This is a genomic window from Bradyrhizobium sp. (assembly GCF_030693485.1).
Taxonomy (GTDB): Bacteria; Pseudomonadota; Alphaproteobacteria; order Rhizobiales; family Xanthobacteraceae; genus Bradyrhizobium.
The window spans coordinates 1-17,789 of record NZ_JAUYAN010000345.1 but is presented as its reverse complement, the minus strand read 5'-3'; the positions used below and the strand labels follow the sequence as shown (position 1 = coordinate 17,789).

Annotated in this window: 17 protein-coding genes; 6 read left to right on the top strand and 11 right to left on the bottom strand. The window is 64.1% G+C overall.

Going from position 1 to position 17,789, the window contains the following annotated elements; genetic code table 11:
* The first annotated feature begins 482 nt into the window (after window positions 1-482).
* Window positions 483-1,541: an OmpA family protein gene (locus Q8N40_RS25745; RefSeq protein WP_371135817.1), complete on the top strand. Its 1,059-nt coding sequence runs from the start codon at window positions 483-485 to the stop codon at window positions 1,539-1,541.
* Window positions 1,542-1,602: 61 nt separating this feature from the next.
* Here Q8N40_RS25745 and Q8N40_RS25740 read toward each other — a convergent pair whose 3' ends face one another.
* A complete protein-coding gene (locus tag Q8N40_RS25740) occupies window positions 1,603-2,559 on the bottom strand; it encodes a homocysteine S-methyltransferase family protein (protein ID WP_305713813.1) in 957 nt (318 codons plus the stop codon).
* Between the two features lie 233 nt (window positions 2,560-2,792).
* Between Q8N40_RS25740 and Q8N40_RS25735 the strand changes: the two genes are divergently transcribed.
* Window positions 2,793-3,413 carry a TetR/AcrR family transcriptional regulator gene (locus tag Q8N40_RS25735; RefSeq protein WP_305320199.1) on the top strand — a complete coding sequence of 207 codons (621 nt, stop codon included), beginning with the start codon at window positions 2,793-2,795 and terminating at the stop codon, window positions 3,411-3,413.
* A 64-nt stretch (window positions 3,414-3,477) separates the two neighbouring features.
* Here Q8N40_RS25735 and Q8N40_RS25730 read toward each other — a convergent pair whose 3' ends face one another.
* From Q8N40_RS25730 to Q8N40_RS25700, 7 genes are all read right to left on the bottom strand, one after another.
* Complete coding sequence (locus Q8N40_RS25730; protein WP_305320200.1) at window positions 3,478-5,238, bottom strand: alkaline phosphatase; 1,761 nt, start codon at window positions 5,236-5,238, stop codon at window positions 3,478-3,480.
* 159 nt (window positions 5,239-5,397) lie between these two features.
* The gene (gene argG, locus Q8N40_RS25725; RefSeq protein ID WP_305320201.1) at window positions 5,398-6,735 is read right to left on the bottom strand and encodes an argininosuccinate synthase; all 1,338 of its coding nucleotides are present in this window, start codon (window positions 6,733-6,735) and stop codon (window positions 5,398-5,400) included.
* A gap of 97 nt (window positions 6,736-6,832) precedes the next feature.
* Window positions 6,833-7,600, bottom strand: coding sequence for a phosphatase PAP2 family protein (locus tag Q8N40_RS25720; protein ID WP_305320202.1), 768 nt, complete (start codon window positions 7,598-7,600; stop codon window positions 6,833-6,835).
* 162 nt (window positions 7,601-7,762) lie between these two features.
* Entirely contained in the window at window positions 7,763-8,272 is a 510-nt protein-coding gene (locus Q8N40_RS25715; protein WP_305713812.1) for a hypothetical protein, read from the bottom strand.
* 212 nt (window positions 8,273-8,484) lie between these two features.
* The gene (gene rlmN, locus Q8N40_RS25710; protein ID WP_305713811.1) at window positions 8,485-9,711 is read right to left on the bottom strand and encodes a 23S rRNA (adenine(2503)-C(2))-methyltransferase RlmN; all 1,227 of its coding nucleotides are present in this window, start codon (window positions 9,709-9,711) and stop codon (window positions 8,485-8,487) included.
* A gap of 73 nt (window positions 9,712-9,784) precedes the next feature.
* The gene (locus Q8N40_RS25705) at window positions 9,785-10,399 is read right to left on the bottom strand and encodes an invasion associated locus B family protein (RefSeq protein WP_305713810.1); all 615 of its coding nucleotides are present in this window, start codon (window positions 10,397-10,399) and stop codon (window positions 9,785-9,787) included.
* Window positions 10,400-10,550: 151 nt separating this feature from the next.
* Complete coding sequence (locus tag Q8N40_RS25700; protein WP_305319886.1) at window positions 10,551-11,390, bottom strand: SDR family oxidoreductase; 840 nt, start codon at window positions 11,388-11,390, stop codon at window positions 10,551-10,553.
* A 92-nt stretch (window positions 11,391-11,482) separates the two neighbouring features.
* Between Q8N40_RS25700 and Q8N40_RS25695 the strand changes: the two genes are divergently transcribed.
* From Q8N40_RS25695 to Q8N40_RS25685, 3 genes are all read left to right on the top strand, one after another.
* The gene (locus Q8N40_RS25695) at window positions 11,483-12,457 is read left to right on the top strand and encodes an NADPH:quinone oxidoreductase family protein (RefSeq protein WP_304874728.1); all 975 of its coding nucleotides are present in this window, start codon (window positions 11,483-11,485) and stop codon (window positions 12,455-12,457) included.
* Between the two features lie 366 nt (window positions 12,458-12,823).
* Window positions 12,824-13,681 (top strand): hypothetical protein, encoded by an 858-nt coding sequence (locus Q8N40_RS25690; RefSeq protein WP_305319885.1) that lies wholly within the window; start codon window positions 12,824-12,826, stop codon window positions 13,679-13,681.
* A 25-nt stretch (window positions 13,682-13,706) separates the two neighbouring features.
* Entirely contained in the window at window positions 13,707-14,879 is a 1,173-nt protein-coding gene (locus tag Q8N40_RS25685) for a TAXI family TRAP transporter solute-binding subunit (RefSeq protein ID WP_305713809.1), read from the top strand.
* Window positions 14,880-14,899: 20 nt separating this feature from the next.
* Here Q8N40_RS25685 and Q8N40_RS25680 read toward each other — a convergent pair whose 3' ends face one another.
* Both Q8N40_RS25680 and Q8N40_RS25675 read right to left on the bottom strand, forming a co-directional pair.
* Window positions 14,900-15,298: a YkvA family protein gene (locus tag Q8N40_RS25680; protein WP_305713808.1), complete on the bottom strand. Its 399-nt coding sequence runs from the start codon at window positions 15,296-15,298 to the stop codon at window positions 14,900-14,902.
* 95 nt (window positions 15,299-15,393) lie between these two features.
* Window positions 15,394-15,702: a 4a-hydroxytetrahydrobiopterin dehydratase gene (locus Q8N40_RS25675; RefSeq protein ID WP_305713807.1), complete on the bottom strand. Its 309-nt coding sequence runs from the start codon at window positions 15,700-15,702 to the stop codon at window positions 15,394-15,396.
* 180 nt (window positions 15,703-15,882) lie between these two features.
* Between Q8N40_RS25675 and Q8N40_RS25670 the strand changes: the two genes are divergently transcribed.
* Window positions 15,883-17,337 carry a TAXI family TRAP transporter solute-binding subunit gene (locus Q8N40_RS25670; RefSeq protein WP_305713806.1) on the top strand — a complete coding sequence of 485 codons (1,455 nt, stop codon included), beginning with the start codon at window positions 15,883-15,885 and terminating at the stop codon, window positions 17,335-17,337.
* A 56-nt stretch (window positions 17,338-17,393) separates the two neighbouring features.
* Here Q8N40_RS25670 and Q8N40_RS25665 read toward each other — a convergent pair whose 3' ends face one another.
* Window positions 17,394-17,783, bottom strand: a complete 390-nt coding sequence (locus Q8N40_RS25665) for a response regulator (protein WP_305713815.1) — start codon at window positions 17,781-17,783, stop codon at window positions 17,394-17,396.
* Window positions 17,784-17,789: the final 6 nt, after the last annotated feature.

Genomic DNA, 17,789 nt, shown 5'->3' with positions numbered 1-17,789 from the left:
CGACGCCGCCGCCGCCGCCGCCTGCTGCGCGGACTGCACCGCCACCGCCTCCCGCGGCCGCACCGTCACCGGTGCCGCCAACGCCGCCGGCCGCGCCGAGTGTTGCGCCTGTTGCGCCCCAGAAGGGCGTGCCGCCGGTGTCGCCGCCCGCGGGCGGCAAGCAGTTGCCGTCGTCATCCGCCACACCCGCTCCCGCCGCGCCAACGGTAACCCCGCCGGCGGGGTCCGGCGTGGGTACTCCCCCTGCGGGAGCAACGCCGGCGCCGGGCGCCCCGCCCGCGGCAACAGCGCCGCCGTCTCAGACAACGCCTCCGGGACGGCCCGGCGCTCGAACCGGTCCGCCGTCATCCCCGGCCCGAACCGAACCGCCTTCGGGCGGACCGACACCCACGCCCACGCCGACTCCGGGCGCTCCTTCGCCCACTGCGAGCCCTGCTCCGGGAGCGCCGACCGTTGCGCCCACCCCGGGAGGCCAGACGGCGTTGCCGCCGGGCGCACCGATCGTCCGAGGGCCGCCGCCGACGGTCGCGGCGCCGATCCCGCCCGCCCCTCCACCGGCCGAAGGCCTGAAGGCTATTCCGCAGGGCACGCCCGCCCAGCAGGGAGGGCCCACCAGGCTGGAGGGATTCCGAAGCGAACGCCGCGAGACCCAGGAAGGCGGCCGCACGGTCATCACCGAGCCCGGCCGGGTGATCATTCAAGATCCCAGCGGTCGGTCGTTCATTCGTCACAACGAAGTCGATCGCTTCCGCTATGGTGCGCGGGACATCAGGACCGAGCAGCGCGGCAACGAGACACGCACCATCGTGATCCGTCCCGATGGCACGCAGATCATCACCGTGAACGATCGAAGCGGCCAGTTGCTGCGGCGGATTCGCAGGGACGAGCGGGGCCGCGAGATCATTATCATCGACAACAGCTATCGAGGCCCGCGCGGCTTCGGCGGCTTCTATGTCGACCTCGCGCCGCCGGTCCTGCGCATTCCGCGGGAACGTTATATCGTCGAGGCCGACGAAGCATCGCCGGCCCTGCTCTACGACACCCTGATCGCTCCGCCGGTCGAGCGGCTCGAACGGCGCTATTCGCTGGACGAGATACGGTACAGCGCCTCGGTGCGCCAGCGCATGCCGAGCATCGACCTGAACAGCATCAACTTCGAAACCGGTTCGTGGGAGATTCCCCCCGATCAGGCCTCGAAGCTGCAGGCGATCGCCGACGGGCTCAATCGCGCCATCACGGCCAACCCGCGCGCGGTATTCCTGATCGAAGGCCATACCGACAAGGTGGGATCCGATGTCGACAACCTGTCGCTGTCGGATCGCCGCGCCGAGTCGGCGGCCACGCTGCTGACGCAGCAATTCGGCGTGCCGGCGGAAAACCTGACCTCGCAGGGCTATGGCGAGCAATATCCGAAAGAGAACGTCGACGGGCCGAGTATCGTCAATCGCCGCGTCACCATCCGCAACATCGGGCCGCTGCTGACCGGCGGATCGGCATCGCTGCCGCCCCCGCCGCCCGGCACCGCGCCGCCGCGCCGCTGAGGCAAGGCAAACGCAAGAAGGAAGAATGGCCGGGAGAAATCCCGGCCATTTTGTTGGGCATTCAGGCGCTGAGCGCGCGCGGCGACAGGACGGCTTCGCAGATCGCTGCGACATGGCGGTGGTCGGTGCCGCAGCAGCCGCCGAGCATCCGCATCGCCGGGAACGTGCGCCGGAGATCGCGGTAGCGCCGGCCGAGATCGTGCGGATCGCCCGCATCGAGTGTCGTGGATTCATCGAGCTCGGCGTGGCTTCTGGTCGATGCGTTGGCCCTCACGCCATGGATGCGTTTCACCCAAGCCTCATCTGCCTGCAGCGCCTTCTCGAAATGCACCGGGTGCGCGCAGTTGATCATGAAATATTCCGGCGCGCCGGACGTCTCGCGATCCACGGCCTCAACGGCCTCGCGCAACGTCTCGCCGTTGACCAGGCGGCCGTCGGTTTCCACCGTGAACGAGATCACCGCCGGAATTCGCTGTGCGCTGGCCGCACGCGCAACGCCGATCGCTTCATTGGTGGTGTTCAGCGTATAGGCGGTCACCATGTCGGCGCCGCCTTCGACGAACGCGGCAATCTGTGCGGCGTGATAGGCCTCGGCCTCCGCGGCATCCATGTTGCCGGACTTGTAACCGTCGCCGCGCGGACCGATGGCGCCGCTGATGACGCAGGGCGCCTCCGGCCTTTCCCAACTCGCGCGCAAGTCTTGCAGGAATGCAATCGAACGGACGTTGATCGCCTTGAGCGCCGCGGCATCATAGCCGAGCTTGTCGGCCCAATCGGGATTGGCGCGCCATGTCGGGCTGTCGAGCACGAAGCCCGCGCCGTGCGCGCGCGCCACCGCGAGATAGGCTTCGTAATACTGCTTCAGCTTTTGCCGGCCGTCCGGGCTGTCGAGCAGCACGAAGGCCGCGAAGTGCGGCAGCTCGACGCCTTCGTGAAAAATCAAGGTCGTTTCCATGCCGCCGTCGGTCAGAAAAATGCCACCGCGGCGTTGCGGCAGGTCGTGTCGATACTTTGTCACTGCAATCATCTCCGTAATCATCAAGCCCTACCGTCCGTTAGGTCTCGCGACACCGGTTTCGGTCTGCCGCGACTGGTGCCGCATAATGTCGCGGCTTGCTAGCGCGCGCGTGGTGCGGCTGAACCTTCGGCCGAAAAATGATACGAATTCAGCAGGGTGCACGGCAAAGGCAAAACCGTGGCGCAACTGGATGCGGAAGAATCCGTACCGCGAGTACAGTTTCGGAGCGTGGAATGGGAAAAGGCGAAGCGACGCGGGAACGAATCCTCGAGATCGCGGAAGCGGCCGTCCTCGCCAAGGGTTTCGGCGCCACCTCGATCGAGGAAGTCATCGCGGAGGCCGGTCTCACCAAGAGCGGCTTCTTCTATCACTTCCGGGACAAGAACGCGCTCGCCCGAGAAATGGTCCGGCGTTATGTCGACACCAATGATCGGCTGTTCGACGACATCTTCGAGCGCGGCCGGCAATTGTCGGACGATCCGCTGCAGGCATTCCTGATCTCGCTGAAACTGCTGGCCGAAGTGATGGCCGACCTGCCGAACGGCCATCCCGGCTGCCTGATCGCCAGCATCTGCTATCAGGAGCGGCTGTTCGATCGCGAGGTGCGCGACCTCACCGCGCAGTCGGTGCGGGACTGGAACGCGCGCTTCCGCGCCATCTTCGAGGGCATTGCCGCGGCCTATCCGCCGAAAGAGGCGGTCGACCTCGACGATCTCGCCGACATGCTGTCATGCATCGTCGACGGCGCCATCATTCTGTCGAAAACACTGAACGATCCGCGCCGGCTGGAGCGGCAGATCATGATCTTCCGCAGCTGCGTCAAGCTGATGTTCGCGCCACCACAACTTTCTTGAGTGCTTTCTTCTCCCCTCCCCGCCACGCGCAAGGGCGCGTGGAGGGAGGGGAGAAAAAGTTGCGCTATTGCCCCGCGGGCGCCAGCCCCAAGGCGTCGGCGATGACGCGGAAGACGTCGGTATTGTCCATCGATCCGTGGACCCGTTCGCTGCCGGGGCCGGCCGCAGTCAGGATCACGTCTTCTCCTGAATGCACGCTGGCGCCCATGATGGCCGGCAGATTGCCAAAACGCAGCGCGACGCCGGGAACATCCTTGTATTTCTCGTTGGCCCTGACGGTCCCGGGCGCCTCGCCCTTCACCGTCGGCTGGTTCGGACCATCGAGCTTCGGACGGAAGGTTTCGTAGTGATCCGGCAGCGCGGCCGAGAAGATCGCGAGCCTGCGGCTGACGTCGACGCGCGCCGGGTAGCCTTCGGCATCGGGCGCCGGATAATTGGGAAATCCCGCCTTCTCATAGACGCCCACGCGCTCGCGCATTGGCACGTTGGGAATCGTGCTCATGTCGTCGCTGATGGTGCCGACGAGGCTGTTGGGGTGATTGTGATCCGCCACGACCAGGATCAGGGTGTCGTCACCGCGCGCCCGTGCCCAGTCGCGCGCTAGCCGCACCGCATTGTCGAGCATGATGGTGTCGTAGACCGCGCGCTCCATATCCAGCAGATGCGCGTATTTGTCGATCATTCCGGATTCGACCATCAGGAAGAAGCCGGCGTCATTCCTCGACAGCACGCTCAATGCGGCCTGGAGCTGTTCGGTTAAATCGGGCTGCTCGGGAAATTTGCTAACGCCACCGCCCTTCAGGAATTTGCGGTCCAGCGCGCCGTCCATATTCCCTGACGCGAACAGGCCGAGCAATTGGCGCGAATCGGATTGGGCCGCCAGCGCATGGAGCTCGCCCGCTGTCATCGCCACCTTGTAACCGGCATCGCGAAACCGGGCGACGTAATCGATATCGTCCTTGCGCTTCGAGCCGGGCGCGCCTTTCGGCAGGAAGTTCGCGGCGCCGCCGCCCATCAGGACATCGGGCCTTGCGGCGAAGAACTGTTCGACGATCTCGTCATAGGTGGCGCGGCGGCGGGTATGCGCGATCATCGCGGCCGGCGTCGCATCCTGGACCTCGGTATTGGTGACGATGCCGATGCCGAGGCCGAGCCGGCGCTTTGCCAGACTGGTGATGGTTTCGACCCTGGGGTCATCGAACGGATTAGGGGTGCGGTCGGCATAGACGCCCATCGCGCCCGAGGCGGTCTTGTGGCCGGTGGCATAGGCGCTGGCCGTGTTGGTCGAATCGGGAATGATGGAATCCGAACCCGCCGTCGCTACCAGCGCCATGTGGGGCATATCGTCGATGGCCAGCTTGCCAAGGCTCTTGCCTTCCGCAATGCCCCTGGACAGCAGCCGCGCGGCGGTGCGATGGGCGGGCGACATCCCGTCGCCGATGAACAGGATGACGTTCTTCGCCCTGCGCGGTCCGGTGTCGTAGACCGTCCATGCCAGCTTGCGGCCGCGCGTGCCATCGCCGACTTCGACCGTGACGCGGCCGGGCTTCGTCAACGCGACGTCGCGCAGCATCAGCGCCGACTGGTCCTTGCCGTCTTCGCGCTCGATGAAATTTCCGGCCCGGCCGAACACAGCGGCATAATCCTCGCCGTTCACGGTCACCTTCAATTTCGCCGGATCGACCCGATCCGGGAATTCGACCTTGAAGTCGAATTTCGCGCCGGCAAGGATCGCGGCGCGATCGATCGGGTAGACAGTCTGGGCAAGGAGCGGCGATGCCGACGCCAGAACCATGAGGGCCGCTGTGGCGAAATGCTTGATCATGTTGGTGCTCCGCGTCAGAAAATTCCGGCGCGAGCACTGGGACTTCTCTGTCGCAGAAGCGCGCGCGCGGAGTCGGCAACCCTACCAGCCTTGAATGACAACTCGATAACTTCAGCTTGATGAAGCCCGCGGCATGATCAGGAGTTATGCCCGCGCGGTTCAACTCTTGTCGTTATCCAGCCTGAAGATGTCGGAGCCTTCTCCGGCCGACAGCAAGCCTGTCTTTCCGTAGAGATCCAGCTTGGCCCTGGTATCCGATATGTCGAGATTGCGCATGGTCAGCTGACCGATACGGTCCGCCGGCGTGAATGCCGCGTCTTCGACCTTCTCCATGCTCAGCCGCTCCGGCGCATAGGTCAGATTGGGGCTTTCGGTGTTCAGGATCGAATAGTCGTTGCCGCGGCGCAGTTCGAGCGTCACCTCGCCGGTGACGGCGCGAGCCACCCAGCGCTGGGCGGTTTCGCGCAGCATCAGCGCCTGCGAATCGAACCATCGCCCCTGGTAGAGCAATCGGCCGAGCCGCATGCCGCTGATCCGGTATTGCTCGATGGTGTCTTCGTTATGGATACCCGTGACCAGGCGCTCATAGGCGATGTGCAGCAGCGCCATGGCCGGCGCCTCGTAAATCCCGCGGCTCTTGGCCTCGATGATCCGGTTCTCGATCTGGTCGCTCATGCCGAGGCCATGCCGGCCGCCGATGGCGTTGGCTTCGAGGAACAACGCGACGGGATCCGTGAAGGTCTGGCCGTTAAGCGCCACCGGCTGGCCCTCCTCAAAACGCACGGTGACCTTTTCCGCCTTGACGACACAATCGTCGCGCCAGAACGGCACGCCCATGATCGGGTTGACGATCTTGATGCCGCTGTCGAGGCTCTCGAGATCCTTCGCCTCGTGGGTGGCGCCGAGCAGATTGCTGTCGGTCGAATACGCCTTCTCGGCGCTCATCTTGTAGGCAAATCCGCTTGACGTCATGAACGCCGACATCTCCGCACGGCCGCCCAATTCGTCGATGAATTGCTGGTCGAGCCAGGGCTTGTAGATTCGCAGGTTTGGATTGGTCAGCAGGCCGTAGCGATAGAACCGCTCTATATCGTTGCCCTTGTAGGTGGAGCCATCGCCCCAGATGTTGACGCCATCTTCCTTCATGGCCGAGACCAGCATCGTGCCGGTCACGGCGCGGCCGAGCGGCGTGGTGTTGAAATAGGCGATGCCACCGGTCGAGACGTGGAAGGCGCCGGACTGGATGGCGGCAATGCCTTCGTGGACCAGTTGCGTGCGGCAATCCACCAGCCGGGCTATTTCGGCGCCGAACTCCAGCGCCTTGCGCGGAATCTCTTCGTAATCGGTCTCGTCGGGCTGACCGAGATTGGCGGTATAGGCAAAGGTGCGGGCGCCCTTCTGCTTCATCCACAGCAGCGCCGCTGAGGTGTCGAGGCCGCCGGAGAAAGCAATACCGACTTTTTCCCCCTTGGGCAGGCTTTTCAGGATCGTACTCATCGAGCTTCCAATCGGTCGAAATGACGGACGTTGCTTTGCGTCGTTGGCGGTTTGAGTGCGCGAATAACAAATTTCGCGCCGATGGGCACGCGTTTACTTAGCGGGAGCCGACGTCGCGCCCGCGCCATTTCTGCCGCAGCCGGTAGAGCGGCCATGCGAACCGCGTCAGCGCAGCGTCGATGCGCGCGTCGGTCAGCCGGGTCGAGGGCCAGCGATAGATGTAGCCAAAGGCCAGCCAGACCACGATGAACGTCACCAGCCCGGCGGCCGCGACGTCGGTGAAGAAGTGGCCGCCGAACGCCATCCGCAAGCCGCTGGTGACCACGCCGAACACCGTCGCGGCGGTAAACGCCAGCGGCCGCCACGCCGGCGGCGCCAGCGCCGCAGGCGCGTAGGTCCAGAACGCGGTGGCGCCTTCGCCCGAGAAGAACGAGCAGTTGCGGCCACAGCTGCCGCGCGGATCCCACCACGCCACGAATTGCTGGGGGCCGTTGAATTCCGTGACCACGACGGGACGCGGCCGGCCCCAATAGCCCTTGAACACGAGATTGGTGAGAATGCCGGCGGAAAGCACCAGCGTCACGAGCAGGAAGAACACCGTACGTCCCGGCACCAGCAGCGGCTTGTCCGGCCGCGCCAGCTTCACCACCAGTGCGACAATCGACGGCAGTGCAATTCCCCACGCGATCCACATCGCGGCGTCGCGCGCGAACATCGCCAGCGTGTTGAATTTCAGCGGAAAGTTCTTGTTCGACGCGTCGAAGAACAGGGCGGCCAGCTGCAGATCGAGCTCGGGATAGATCCCGAACAGCAATCCGACAATCAGCGCCAGGGCCAGCGCGGTATAGAGTCCCGATCGGTTCATGGCGCGGGGTTTAGCCGAGGCGGCCGGGGATGAAAAGAGCCCGTCATCCCTGCGTAACGGCTTCGCCTTTATCGCTGGAGGTGCGAGCCTCTTCGGCGAGCCTCGAAGGATGACGGACCCGGTGCCTGCGGCCATCCTTCGAGGCGCGCAAGAGCGCGCACCTCAGGATGACGACGGAGTATGCGGCGGTACCGGCGAATGCGATGGCAACGGCGGCGGGGGCCGCAGCGGGCGCCGCGGCTCGCGCCAGGCGCCGGCGTTGCGGCCGGCGATCAGCCAGTAGACCAGGCCCGCGACGATGCCGGCGCCGGTCATGATTTCGAGGTGGCGGCGGACGATGCCGTCGAAACGCAGCGTGTCGGGATCGAACGGGATCAGGCCGAGATAGCAGGCGAGACCGACGATGCCGCCGCCGATCGCGTAAGCCAGCACGCTCCTGATGTAGAACGCCTCGGTGATCAGGACCACGATGGTCGCCGGCAGCAGCGCAAAGCCGCTGAGGAAGATGAAACCGAAACCCAGCAGGATGTTCAACGCATCCGGGTCGATCACGCCACCGGCGAAATCGGAAAACTCCGGAAACAGCACCGTGCCGACCACGATGATCCCCGCCACCAGGCAGGCGGCGAGGAAACCGAACAGGATGACGAACAGGCGGCCGATCAGTGCCATATCAATTTTCTCATGTGTCGAGCGCGCCTCCGGGCATCATCCTGAGGAGCCACGCATCTCTGCGCGGCGTCTCGAAGGATGGCAGCAGGCCGTGTGCCCGATGGTTCGAGACGCGCGTTCGGCACCGCAGAGCGCTGCTGAACGCGCTCCTCACCATGAAGGATCTGAACATGACTCACTATGAGCACCATCGAAGATGCCCTCTGCACGCATCAATCCGTCATCGCCATGGCGCGTAGCGCCTGGCGCTCGCGTGCCGAGAGTTTTTCGGTCTCCGACTTCAACTGGCCGCAGGCCGCCAGGATGTCGCGGCCGCGCGGCGTGCGCACCGGCGAGGAGTAGCCGGCGTTGAAGATGTATTCGGAGAATTTCTCGATCTGGTCCCAGTCCGAACATTCGTAGCGCGTGCCCGGCCACGGATTGAACGGAATGAGATTGATCTTGGCGTGGATGCCCTTCAGCATTTTCACCAGCAGCTTGGCGTCGTCGAGCGAATCGTTGACGCCTTTCAGCATCACATATTCGAAGGTGATGCGCCGCGCATTGGAAGAGCCTGGATAGTCGCGGCAGGCCTTCAGCAATTCGGCGATCGGATATTTCCTGTTCAGCGGCACCAGCTCGTCGCGCAATTCGTCGCGCACCGCATGCAGCGAGATCGCCAGCATGACGCCGATCTCGTCGCCGGTGCGGGCGATGTTCGGCACCACGCCTGAGGTCGACAGCGTGATGCGGCGGCGGGAAATGCCGATGCCTTCATTGTCGGAGACGATCAGCAGCGCATCGCGCACCGCCTCGAAATTATACAGGGGCTCGCCCATGCCCATCATCACCACATTGGTGACGAGGCGGCTGCCGGTCGGGGTTTCGCGGTCGGCCCAGTCGTTGAGACGGTCGCGCGCCACCATGATCTGGCCGACGATTTCGCCCGCGGTGAGGTTGCGCACCAGCCGCTGCGTGCCGGTGTGGCAGAACGAGCAGGTCAGCGTGCAGCCGACCTGCGAGGAAACGCACAGCGTGCCGCGGTCGGTTTCCGGAATATAGACGCACTCGACTTCATGCGCTTTTTCGATCGAGTCGCCGCTCGGCAATCGCAACAGCCATTTGCGGGTGCCGTCGCTGGAGATCTGTTCGGCGACCACCTCGGGCCGCGCCACGGTAAAATGCGTCTCGAGCGTGCTGCGCATATCCTTGGAGATGCTGGTCATGTCGGCAAAATTCTGCGCGCCGCGGACGTAGATCCAGTGCCACAGCTGCTGCACCCGCATCTTGCGCTGCGACGGCTGAACGCCGATGGCGCCGAGCCGGTCGGAAATCTCGGCGCGCGACAACCCGACCAGCGACGGCTTGGCCAGCGGCACGTAGGTTTCGAGCGCGATCTTTTCCAACGGCGCATTGGCGCCGGAATGGGCTTCTGGCGAATGGGTCAAGGTGTCAGTCATGGGACATCAAATAGGCCTTCCAGGGCCTGCTGGAAAGCCACCAAATACAACGTTTTCAGCGTCAGAAGCAGGCCTAGCGCTTGCAATCCTGCGCCAGCCGGTCGAGCGCCTGGGCAAGGCCCTTCAGCGAGAAGGTGTCCGTGGTCTCGGTCCCCTTGGCCGACATGCCCTTGACCGTCACTTCGGCGGCCTTGCGCATGGCTTCCACCATGCGCTCTTCCTCGGCGGCGTTCTTGATCCAGAGCCCGTCGCCCTGGGTGTACATGGCGTAGGAAGCGCCGCCGACTTCCAGCGACGATTCCGAGCCCGGCTTCAGCGCATAGCCGATCATGATGGAGACTTCGTTGGTGACCTTTTCGGCCGGACGCGTCGAGACGAAGGCGTAGGCCGGGTCGCGCGGGCGATTCGGCGGATTGGTTTTCGACGACGAGGGCTTGGCCAGCGCGAAGCACACCTTCTTGCCGTTCGGCGCCGCGGTGTAGGCGCCCCAGGTGCCGAACTGGCCGATCAGCGTCGGTTCCGCGCCGCCCGCAGCAGCAGCGGCGGCTGGCTTGGCCTCCGGCTTGGCGGGCGCTGCTTTGGCGTCTTTCGACGCTTTCGGCGACGCGCTCTGCGCCTGCGCAGGGACCGCGATCCCGCACACAACCACACTCGCCATCAGGGATATCAGAGTTCGCCGCACAGACATGACCAAATCTGGTTCCCTCATTATTGTGACTGGAAGATGGCCCCGGCATCGCCGATCACGCACCGATGGATAGCCGGGAAATGCCTTTTTGGGAAGGCAGTTAGGGATCCCTGAGCCGGGCGCAGCCAGAACCGCGCGCCCAGGTTCGGCCTCAGCCCTTCGAGCGCGCCGAGCGCTGCTTCTCCCACTGTGCATCGGTCCATTGCAGCAAATCCTCGGCGCCGGAACTGCGCAAATGCGAGCCGCCATCCTGCACCACCATTTCGCCGTTGATGTAGCCGGCGCGGTCCGAAATCAGGAAACTCGCGAGATCGGCCAATTCGCCATGTTCGCCGACACGGCCGAGCGGATTTTTCGACGACCATCCGTCGGCACGGCCCTCGGGCCGAAGCTGGCCCGATGCACCCGGCGTCGGGAACGCGCCCGGCGCAATCGCCACGGTGCGGATGCCCCTGGGTCCCCATTCCACCGCGAGGCTTTTGGTCATGGCGAGGATAGCGGACTTCGCCATCGCCGAGGGCACCGTGAAGGCCCGGCCGGTGATGGTCGAGGTCGAGAGGATGCTCAGCACCACGCCCTTGTGCGCGCCTTCGATCCAGCGCTTGCCGGCGCCGAGCGTGCAATACATCGCGCCGTGCAGGGTCGGCGCCAGAATCGCGTCCGCCGCGCGAAACGACAGATGCTCGGTCTGCGCGATGAAGGTCGCGGCGGCATTGTTGACCAGCACGTCGAGCGGCGCCTCGCGCCAGACCGCGTCCAACATGGCATCGACCGCGGCGCCGTCACGGATATCGCATCTGACGACGCTGACCTTGCCGCCGAATTCGCTGCGCAGCTGCGCCGCGGTCGCCTCCAGCAATTCGAGCCGGCGGCCGCAGATGATCAGTTCGGCGCCGAGCTCGACGAAGCGGCGTCCCATCGCAGCCCCCAGCCCGGAGCCGCCGCCGGTGACCAATATGCGTTTTTTCGCCAGCAGTCCCTTTTCGAACATCGTTTGATTCCTCCGCCCTGTATTGTAGCCCGACCGCAAATCCGGCAAGAAGCATTCAGCCCTCTTTGTGCGTCCGAAACTCAGGTGTGTCCATGAAAGCCATTCTCTGCTCGCAATATTGCGGCCCCGACGATCTCGTGCTGGCCGACGTGCCCGATCCCGTCGCCGGACCTGGCGAGGCCGTGATCGCGATCAAGTCGGCGGCGCTGAATTTCTTCGATCTCCTGATGATCCAGGGCAAATACCAGATCAAGCCGCCGTTCCCGTTTTCACCGGCCGCAGAAGTAGCGGGCGTGATCGAAAGCGTCGGCGCCGGGGTCACCGACCTCAAGGTCGGCGACCGCGTGGCGGCGTCCTGCGGCCACAATGGCGCGCGCGAAAAGATCGCGCTGCCGGCCAATTCGATCGTCAAGATTCCGGACAATCTCGATTTCGATCGCGCCGCCGGAATCTTCATTATCTACGGCACCGCGCTGCATGCGCTGGAAGACCGCGCCAGCCTGAAGCCGGGCGAGACCATGGCGGTGCTGGGCGCCGCCGGCGGTACCGGCCTTGCGGCATGCGAACTCGGCAAGCTGATGGGCCTGAAGGTCATCGCCTGCGCTTCATCGGAAGAAAAACTCGAATTCGCCAAGGCGCACGGCGCCGAGCTCGGGCTCAACTACGCCACGGAAGATCTCAAGGAAGGCCTGCGGCGGCTGACCGGCGGCAAGGGTGTCGACATCATTTTCGATCCGGTCGGCGGCACCTATGCCGAGGCCTCGTTGCGCTCGATCGCATGGGAAGGCCGCTTCCTGGTGATCGGATTCGCCGCCGGCGACATTCCGAAGATGCCGCTCAATCTCGCTCTGCTGAAGGGCTGCGACATCCGCGGCGTATTCTGGGGCGCATGGGCCAGGCTCAATCCGGAGAAGAACCGCGCCAATCTGGAGAAGCTGGTGAAGTGGACCGCGGAAGGCAAGATCTCGTCGCATGTCGACCGCACCTTCCCGCTGGCGCAGACCGCCGACGCGTTAAAGGTGCTCGCCGGCCGCAAGGCGATGGGCAAGGTGATCCTGCATCCGTGATGCGGGGCATCGGCGCGTCGATTGCGCGCGTGTGCAACATGGCAAGACTGTCTTCGTCCGGCTTGACCGGGCGACCCAGTACGCCGTGGCTTCTCGGCTGAACTCAATCAACTCGGAGTAGAGGGTTCCCCGCTTTCGCGGAGGACAAGAACTGTGTGTGGTGCACGAACTCGCCCTGATAACGTCGGGTCTTGCCGCAATGAAATCAAGATATCTCCCGATTCGCGCCGGCGATGGTCGCTTTTTGGACTGATTCAAAATGCGACTTATGGGGCTCGGTAGCGGGCGTCCGGTCGACTACAATAATAATAAAAAGCTGATGACGGAATGCCCCGATGTTGCGTGAGTAGCGCGGGAGGCATCACCATGGCGCAGGATACAAGGCCGACATCGCATCTCGGCGAACAAGCGGTCGAGTCGCTCGACGAACCTGCAGGCGGCCCCGAATTAATGGCATATGGCTCTACGCCATCGATGGCGAAGAGTGATTATTTCCTCCCCGAGGGCACTCCACTCTTTCTCTCCAGTGATGCCGCCGAGCCCCAATACCGGGGTTTCGGCAGCGGCGGCGAGAGAAATCTGAATGGAGCGGTAGCCTGGTCGAAGTTCATCAAGGCGGGTATTCTTGCGGTATCCGCGGCAGCTATCACCGTTGCAATCCTGTCAGTGGAAAACCCCCTCTCGCTGTTTGCAAGCGCCAAGGCATCGCTGATCGGCGTTCAGTCCAACGACACCGCAAAATCCACTTTAGAGCGCGGGGCAGCAGCACGACCGGCCACCGCTCAGCCGGCGCCGGCCACTCCATCAACGGTCAGCCTCGCCACTTTGCCGACCCCCGCAGAGGCCGCACCGACGCGCGATCAAATCGCTCTCGCCCTGAGAGCTGCGCACCAGAGCCAGCAGCAAATCCATCCCCCCGCGGCCGCGGCGACGCCGGCGCGACAGCTGGATGCCGGCGAACTTGCGACGCTGCTGAAGCGGGCCATGGGCCTGATCACGATCGGCGATATCGCCGCAGCCCGATTGCTGCTTGAGCGCGCAGCGGACGCGCAGGAGGCCAGCGCCGCGCTGCTGCTGGCCCAGACCTACGACCCGGCCGTGCTGGGAACGCCGGATGCGCGAAGCATCACTCCAGATCCGGCGAAGGCGCGTGACTGGTACCGGAAAGCAGCCCGGTTCGGGTCACCGGAGGCGCAGCTGCGCCTAAGCCAAATGCAGAACTAGCTTTTCACGATAGCAGGGGGACACCATGCAACGCTTACTTGGAATGGCTGTTTTGGCCATGACGATGGCTTGTGGCTTCGCGGCACGGGCCGAGGATACCGAGTTTGACCCTGCAAAGGTCAGCGAGAGTCTCAAGGCGATCTTCCAGTTCGGATCGGTCGAGACGAAGAAGGCATTGAACGCCAATACGGTGACGGTGATGTCCGGCACCATCGGCGGCACCTATGTTCAGTTCGGCGCCGACCTTGCGTCGGTGCTCGATGACGGCAACAAGCTGCGCGTACTCTCGATTGTCGGCCGCGGCTCGGTGCAGAGCGTCGCCGACATTCTGTTTCTGCAGGGCGTCGACCTCGGCATCGTGCGATCCGACACGCTCGACTATCTCGAGAAGAAGGGTTTCGCCAAGGGCATCAAGAAGCAATTCTCCTATGTCACAAAACTCTACAATGAGGAGATGCATGTCATCGCGCCGAAATCGATCCGCAGCATGAAGGAGCTCGACGGCAAGACCGTCAGCGTCGATCTTCCCAACGGCGGCACCTTCGTCACCGCCTCGATCGTGTTCGAGCGGCTCGGAATCAAACCGAAGCTGGTTTATGTCGAACAGCGCATCGCGCTTGAGAAACTGAAGGCCGGCGAAATCGACGCGGTGATTGCGGTTCAGGGCAAGCCGTCCAGAGCCGTCAGCCAGATCAAGGATGACCGGCTGCACCTCGTTCCGGTCGACTACGCCAGGCCGCTGCAGGGCGACTATTTGCCGGCGAGCCTGTCGGCGAAGGACTATCCCAACCTGATTTCGGATCAGAGGCAGGTCGACACCATCGCGGTGCCGGCGGTGCTGGCGGCCTATAACTGGGCGCCCGACACCGAGCGCTATCGCAAGCTCGCGCTGTTCGTGGACAAGTTCTTCACCAAATTTCCGGCCTTCCAGAATCCGCCGTTCCATCCGAAATGGAAGGAAGTGTCGCTCTCGGCGCCACTGCCCGACTGGCAGCGTTTTCCGGCCGCCAAACAATGGCTCGACGCGCACAAGATCGAGCCTGTGGCGCGCAGCCGTTTCGACGACTTCCTGAAGCAGAAGACGACCAGCGGAAAGCTGTCCTCCGATTCCGAACGGGAATCGCTGTTCAAGCAGTTCCAGGCATGGGAGGCCGAGCAGGCGCGGGCGCAATTGCGGCCAGAGCAAAAGCCGAGGTAGTTTACGGACCTCGGTCGGGATCAGACATCGGCCTCGCGGGGGGCGGAACCCTCGCGATCGACGCCCCGCTGCAACGCGGCGCGGGCGGCATCGCGATGCTCCGGCAGGATGTGGGTGGCGACCATCCGGATCGCGGTGGCAAGCACCGCGGCGTCGTCGGTGAAGCCCAGCACCGGCAACACGTCGGTGACGAAATCGAACGGAATGATGAAATAGGCGATGGCGCCGAGCAGCGCCGCCTGGACATGGCGCGGCGTCTGCCGGTCGAACGCGCAGTAATAGGCCGCGAGCAGTTCCTCGGCGAACGGCAGCCTGCCCGCCACCCGCTTCAGCTTGATCCAGAAGCGCCGGCGCACGCTTTCGCGGTCCTTCGCCAGCTCATCGGCCGGCTCGAAACCCACGCTATGTTCGGATGCCATCGCTTAAGGCTCCCCCAAACTTGCGCGGCGGATCGCCGCGGCTGTCGCAGGTAACAGTTGGGGATGTCGCGCCCGCGCTGCAAGATTGGGCGGCATCAGACGACGCCGAACTGCCTCGCAATCGCGTTCATGGCCTTGGCGAGCCCGATATCGAGCGCGGTCACGCCGCCGGCGTCATGGGTGGCCAGAACCACCTCCACCGTCTTGTAGACGTTGCGCCATTCAGGGTGATGATCGGTTTTCTCGGCCATCAGCGCGGCGCGGGTCATGAACCCGAATGCTTCGTTGAAATCCTTGAAGACAAAGGTTCGCTCAATTGCCTCGCGTCCGAGCGCGTCGGTCCACCCCGGCAGCAATTCCAGCAGCGCCGCTTTTCGTGCCTCCGCCGACAACCGTTCCGCCATGATCGCCTCCGTTTCACGTGAACTTTACCCTAACACCGAAGTTGAGTTCGGGGATCCATGCCACAATAAGGCGGCAAAGCCCGTCCAGATCCTTGCCAGAGCCCCGCAGTAACCATGACGCAGAAGTAACCCCGATCCGGCAGGAAATTTGCTAGAATATCAATCTAACCGATTGGCAGCATGAATTTGGACGTCAAGCGATTGTTTGCGAGATCCGCGAGCGGAGACCCCGATCTGGTCCAGCCGCCGAGGCCGCGGTCGCCGCGATCGGCGAAGCGACGGCTGATGTTCGTCACGCTGGCGGGGCTCCTCGCTTTGGTCGGCGCGGTCGCGGCGGCCTACTATTTCGCGATGCGCCCGGTGACGCTGCGGATCGCGGTCGGCCCGGCCAACAGCGAAGACGTCAAGGTGGTGCAGACGCTGACGCAGGCCTTCGTCCCGGCGCGCGGCCAGATCCGTTTGCGCCCGATGCAGACAGATGGCGCCAAGGCGAGCGCCCAGGCGCTGGCCGAAGGCAAGGCCGATCTCGCCATCATCCGGGGCGATCTCGACGTGCCGAAAAATGCCCAGGCCGTGGCGACGCTGCGCAAGAATGTCGCAGTTCTGTGGGTGCCTCCGGCGACCAAAGCCAAAGGCAACAAGGCGGCGCCGAAGATCACCAAGATCGTCCAGCTCGCCGGACGCCGCATCGGCGTGGTGGGCCGCACCGAAGCCAACGTCAATTTACTCAAGCTGATCCTGCAGCAATATGGCGTCGACCCGGCCAAGGTTGAAATCGTCCAATTTCCTGCCCATGAGGCCGCCGAAGCCATCCGCAACCAGAAGGCGGATGCCTATCTCGCCGCCGGTCCGGTCAACAGCAAGATCACCGCGGACGCGATCGCGGCCTCGATCAGGGATGGTGGGGTTCCGACCTTCCTCGCGATCGATTCGGCCCGGGCGATCGCCCAGAACCACCCGTTTTACGAGGTCTCCGAAATACCTGCCGGCGCCTTCGGCGGCTCATCTGCCAGGCCCGAGGAAGAGATCAAGACGATCAGCTTCTCCCACCACATCGTGGCGCGGAAGGGCCTGCCGGAAGCGACCGTCGCCACCTTCACCCGGCAGTTGTTCGCGGTCCGACAGACCCTGAAGACCGATTTCCCGCTGGCGGCGCAGATCGAGACACCGGACACCGACAAGGATGCCGTTCTACCCGTGCATCCCGGCGCCGCGGCTTACGTCGACGGCGAGGAAAAAACCTTTTTCGAGCGCTATGGCGATTTCATCTGGTGGGGGCTGATGGGGCTGTCGGCGATGGGCTCCGCCGGAGCCTGGTTCGCCGGTTATCTGAAGAAGGACGAGCGCCACAACAACAGCACCTTGCGCGAACGCCTGCTGGACATGATCGCCACCGCGCGCCGCAGCGATTCCACCGAAGAACTCGACCAGATGCAGACGGAAGCGGATGACATCCTGCGCGATACGCTGCGCTGCTTCGAGCATGGCACCATTGAGGAGGGGTCATTGACCGCCTTCAATATCGCGCTCGATCAGTTCCATAACGCGGTGGCCGACCGCAAGGCCGTGCTGATGAACATGCCGCAGAGCCTGCAACGGGCGAGCGCCCAGTTCCGGGCAGCAGGCACGCTGTAGGCCGCGGAAATTAGCGAATCCGCATGTCGGAAACGGCTGGCAGCAGCCCTGATCCGTCAGCGCCCGTCGCTATCGCCGAAACGCAGCAGCAGCGCCTTCAGCGCATCCGATGAATAGGGTTTCGGCAGCCGCGGCTTGTCGGCGAGCGCCCCCGGCAGCCTGACATCGGCGCCGTAGCCCGTGACGAAGATGAAGGGAATTTTCAACTCGGCGAGGCGCTCGGCGATCGCAAAGCTCTTCTCACGCACCAGCCCGACATCGAGCAGCGCGAAATCCGGCGCCTGATCGGCGATCATTTCGAGCGCCTTGACGACGTTTCCCGCGGTCCGAACCGCCTTCACCCCGAAACCGAGGATGGTGTCCTCGAAATCGAGCGCGATGATCGGGTCGTCCTCGACAATCAACACGTTGCCGGGCACGCCATTCAAGGATGCGGGTTCCATCATTCGCCA

What these genes read in the sequence shown, in the direction of transcription:
- Q8N40_RS25705 (WP_305713810.1), bottom strand. Translation starts at nt 10,399, where the DNA reads ATGTCTGTGCGGCGAACTCTGATATCCCTGATGGCGAGTGTGGTTGTG.
- rlmN (WP_305713811.1), bottom strand. Translation starts at nt 9,711, where the DNA reads ATGACTGACACCTTGACCCATTCGCCAGAAGCCCATTCCGGCGCCAAT.
- Q8N40_RS25675 (WP_305713807.1), bottom strand. Translation starts at nt 15,702, where the DNA reads ATGGCGGAACGGTTGTCGGCGGAGGCACGAAAAGCGGCGCTGCTGGAA.
- Q8N40_RS25700 (WP_305319886.1), bottom strand. Translation starts at nt 11,390, where the DNA reads ATGTTCGAAAAGGGACTGCTGGCGAAAAAACGCATATTGGTCACCGGC.
- Q8N40_RS25690 (WP_305319885.1), top strand. Translation starts at nt 12,824, where the DNA reads ATGGCGCAGGATACAAGGCCGACATCGCATCTCGGCGAACAAGCGGTC.
- Q8N40_RS25680 (WP_305713808.1), bottom strand. Translation starts at nt 15,298, where the DNA reads ATGGCATCCGAACATAGCGTGGGTTTCGAGCCGGCCGATGAGCTGGCG.
- argG (WP_305320201.1), bottom strand. Translation starts at nt 6,735, where the DNA reads ATGAGTACGATCCTGAAAAGCCTGCCCAAGGGGGAAAAAGTCGGTATT.
- Q8N40_RS25665 (WP_305713815.1), bottom strand. Translation starts at nt 17,783, where the DNA reads ATGATGGAACCCGCATCCTTGAATGGCGTGCCCGGCAACGTGTTGATT.
- Q8N40_RS25695 (WP_304874728.1), top strand. Translation starts at nt 11,483, where the DNA reads ATGAAAGCCATTCTCTGCTCGCAATATTGCGGCCCCGACGATCTCGTG.
- Q8N40_RS25685 (WP_305713809.1), top strand. Translation starts at nt 13,707, where the DNA reads ATGCAACGCTTACTTGGAATGGCTGTTTTGGCCATGACGATGGCTTGT.
- Q8N40_RS25670 (WP_305713806.1), top strand. Translation starts at nt 15,883, where the DNA reads ATGAATTTGGACGTCAAGCGATTGTTTGCGAGATCCGCGAGCGGAGAC.
- Q8N40_RS25735 (WP_305320199.1), top strand. Translation starts at nt 2,793, where the DNA reads ATGGGAAAAGGCGAAGCGACGCGGGAACGAATCCTCGAGATCGCGGAA.
- Q8N40_RS25730 (WP_305320200.1), bottom strand. Translation starts at nt 5,238, where the DNA reads ATGATCAAGCATTTCGCCACAGCGGCCCTCATGGTTCTGGCGTCGGCA.
- Q8N40_RS25720 (WP_305320202.1), bottom strand. Translation starts at nt 7,600, where the DNA reads ATGAACCGATCGGGACTCTATACCGCGCTGGCCCTGGCGCTGATTGTC.
- Q8N40_RS25715 (WP_305713812.1), bottom strand. Translation starts at nt 8,272, where the DNA reads ATGGCACTGATCGGCCGCCTGTTCGTCATCCTGTTCGGTTTCCTCGCC.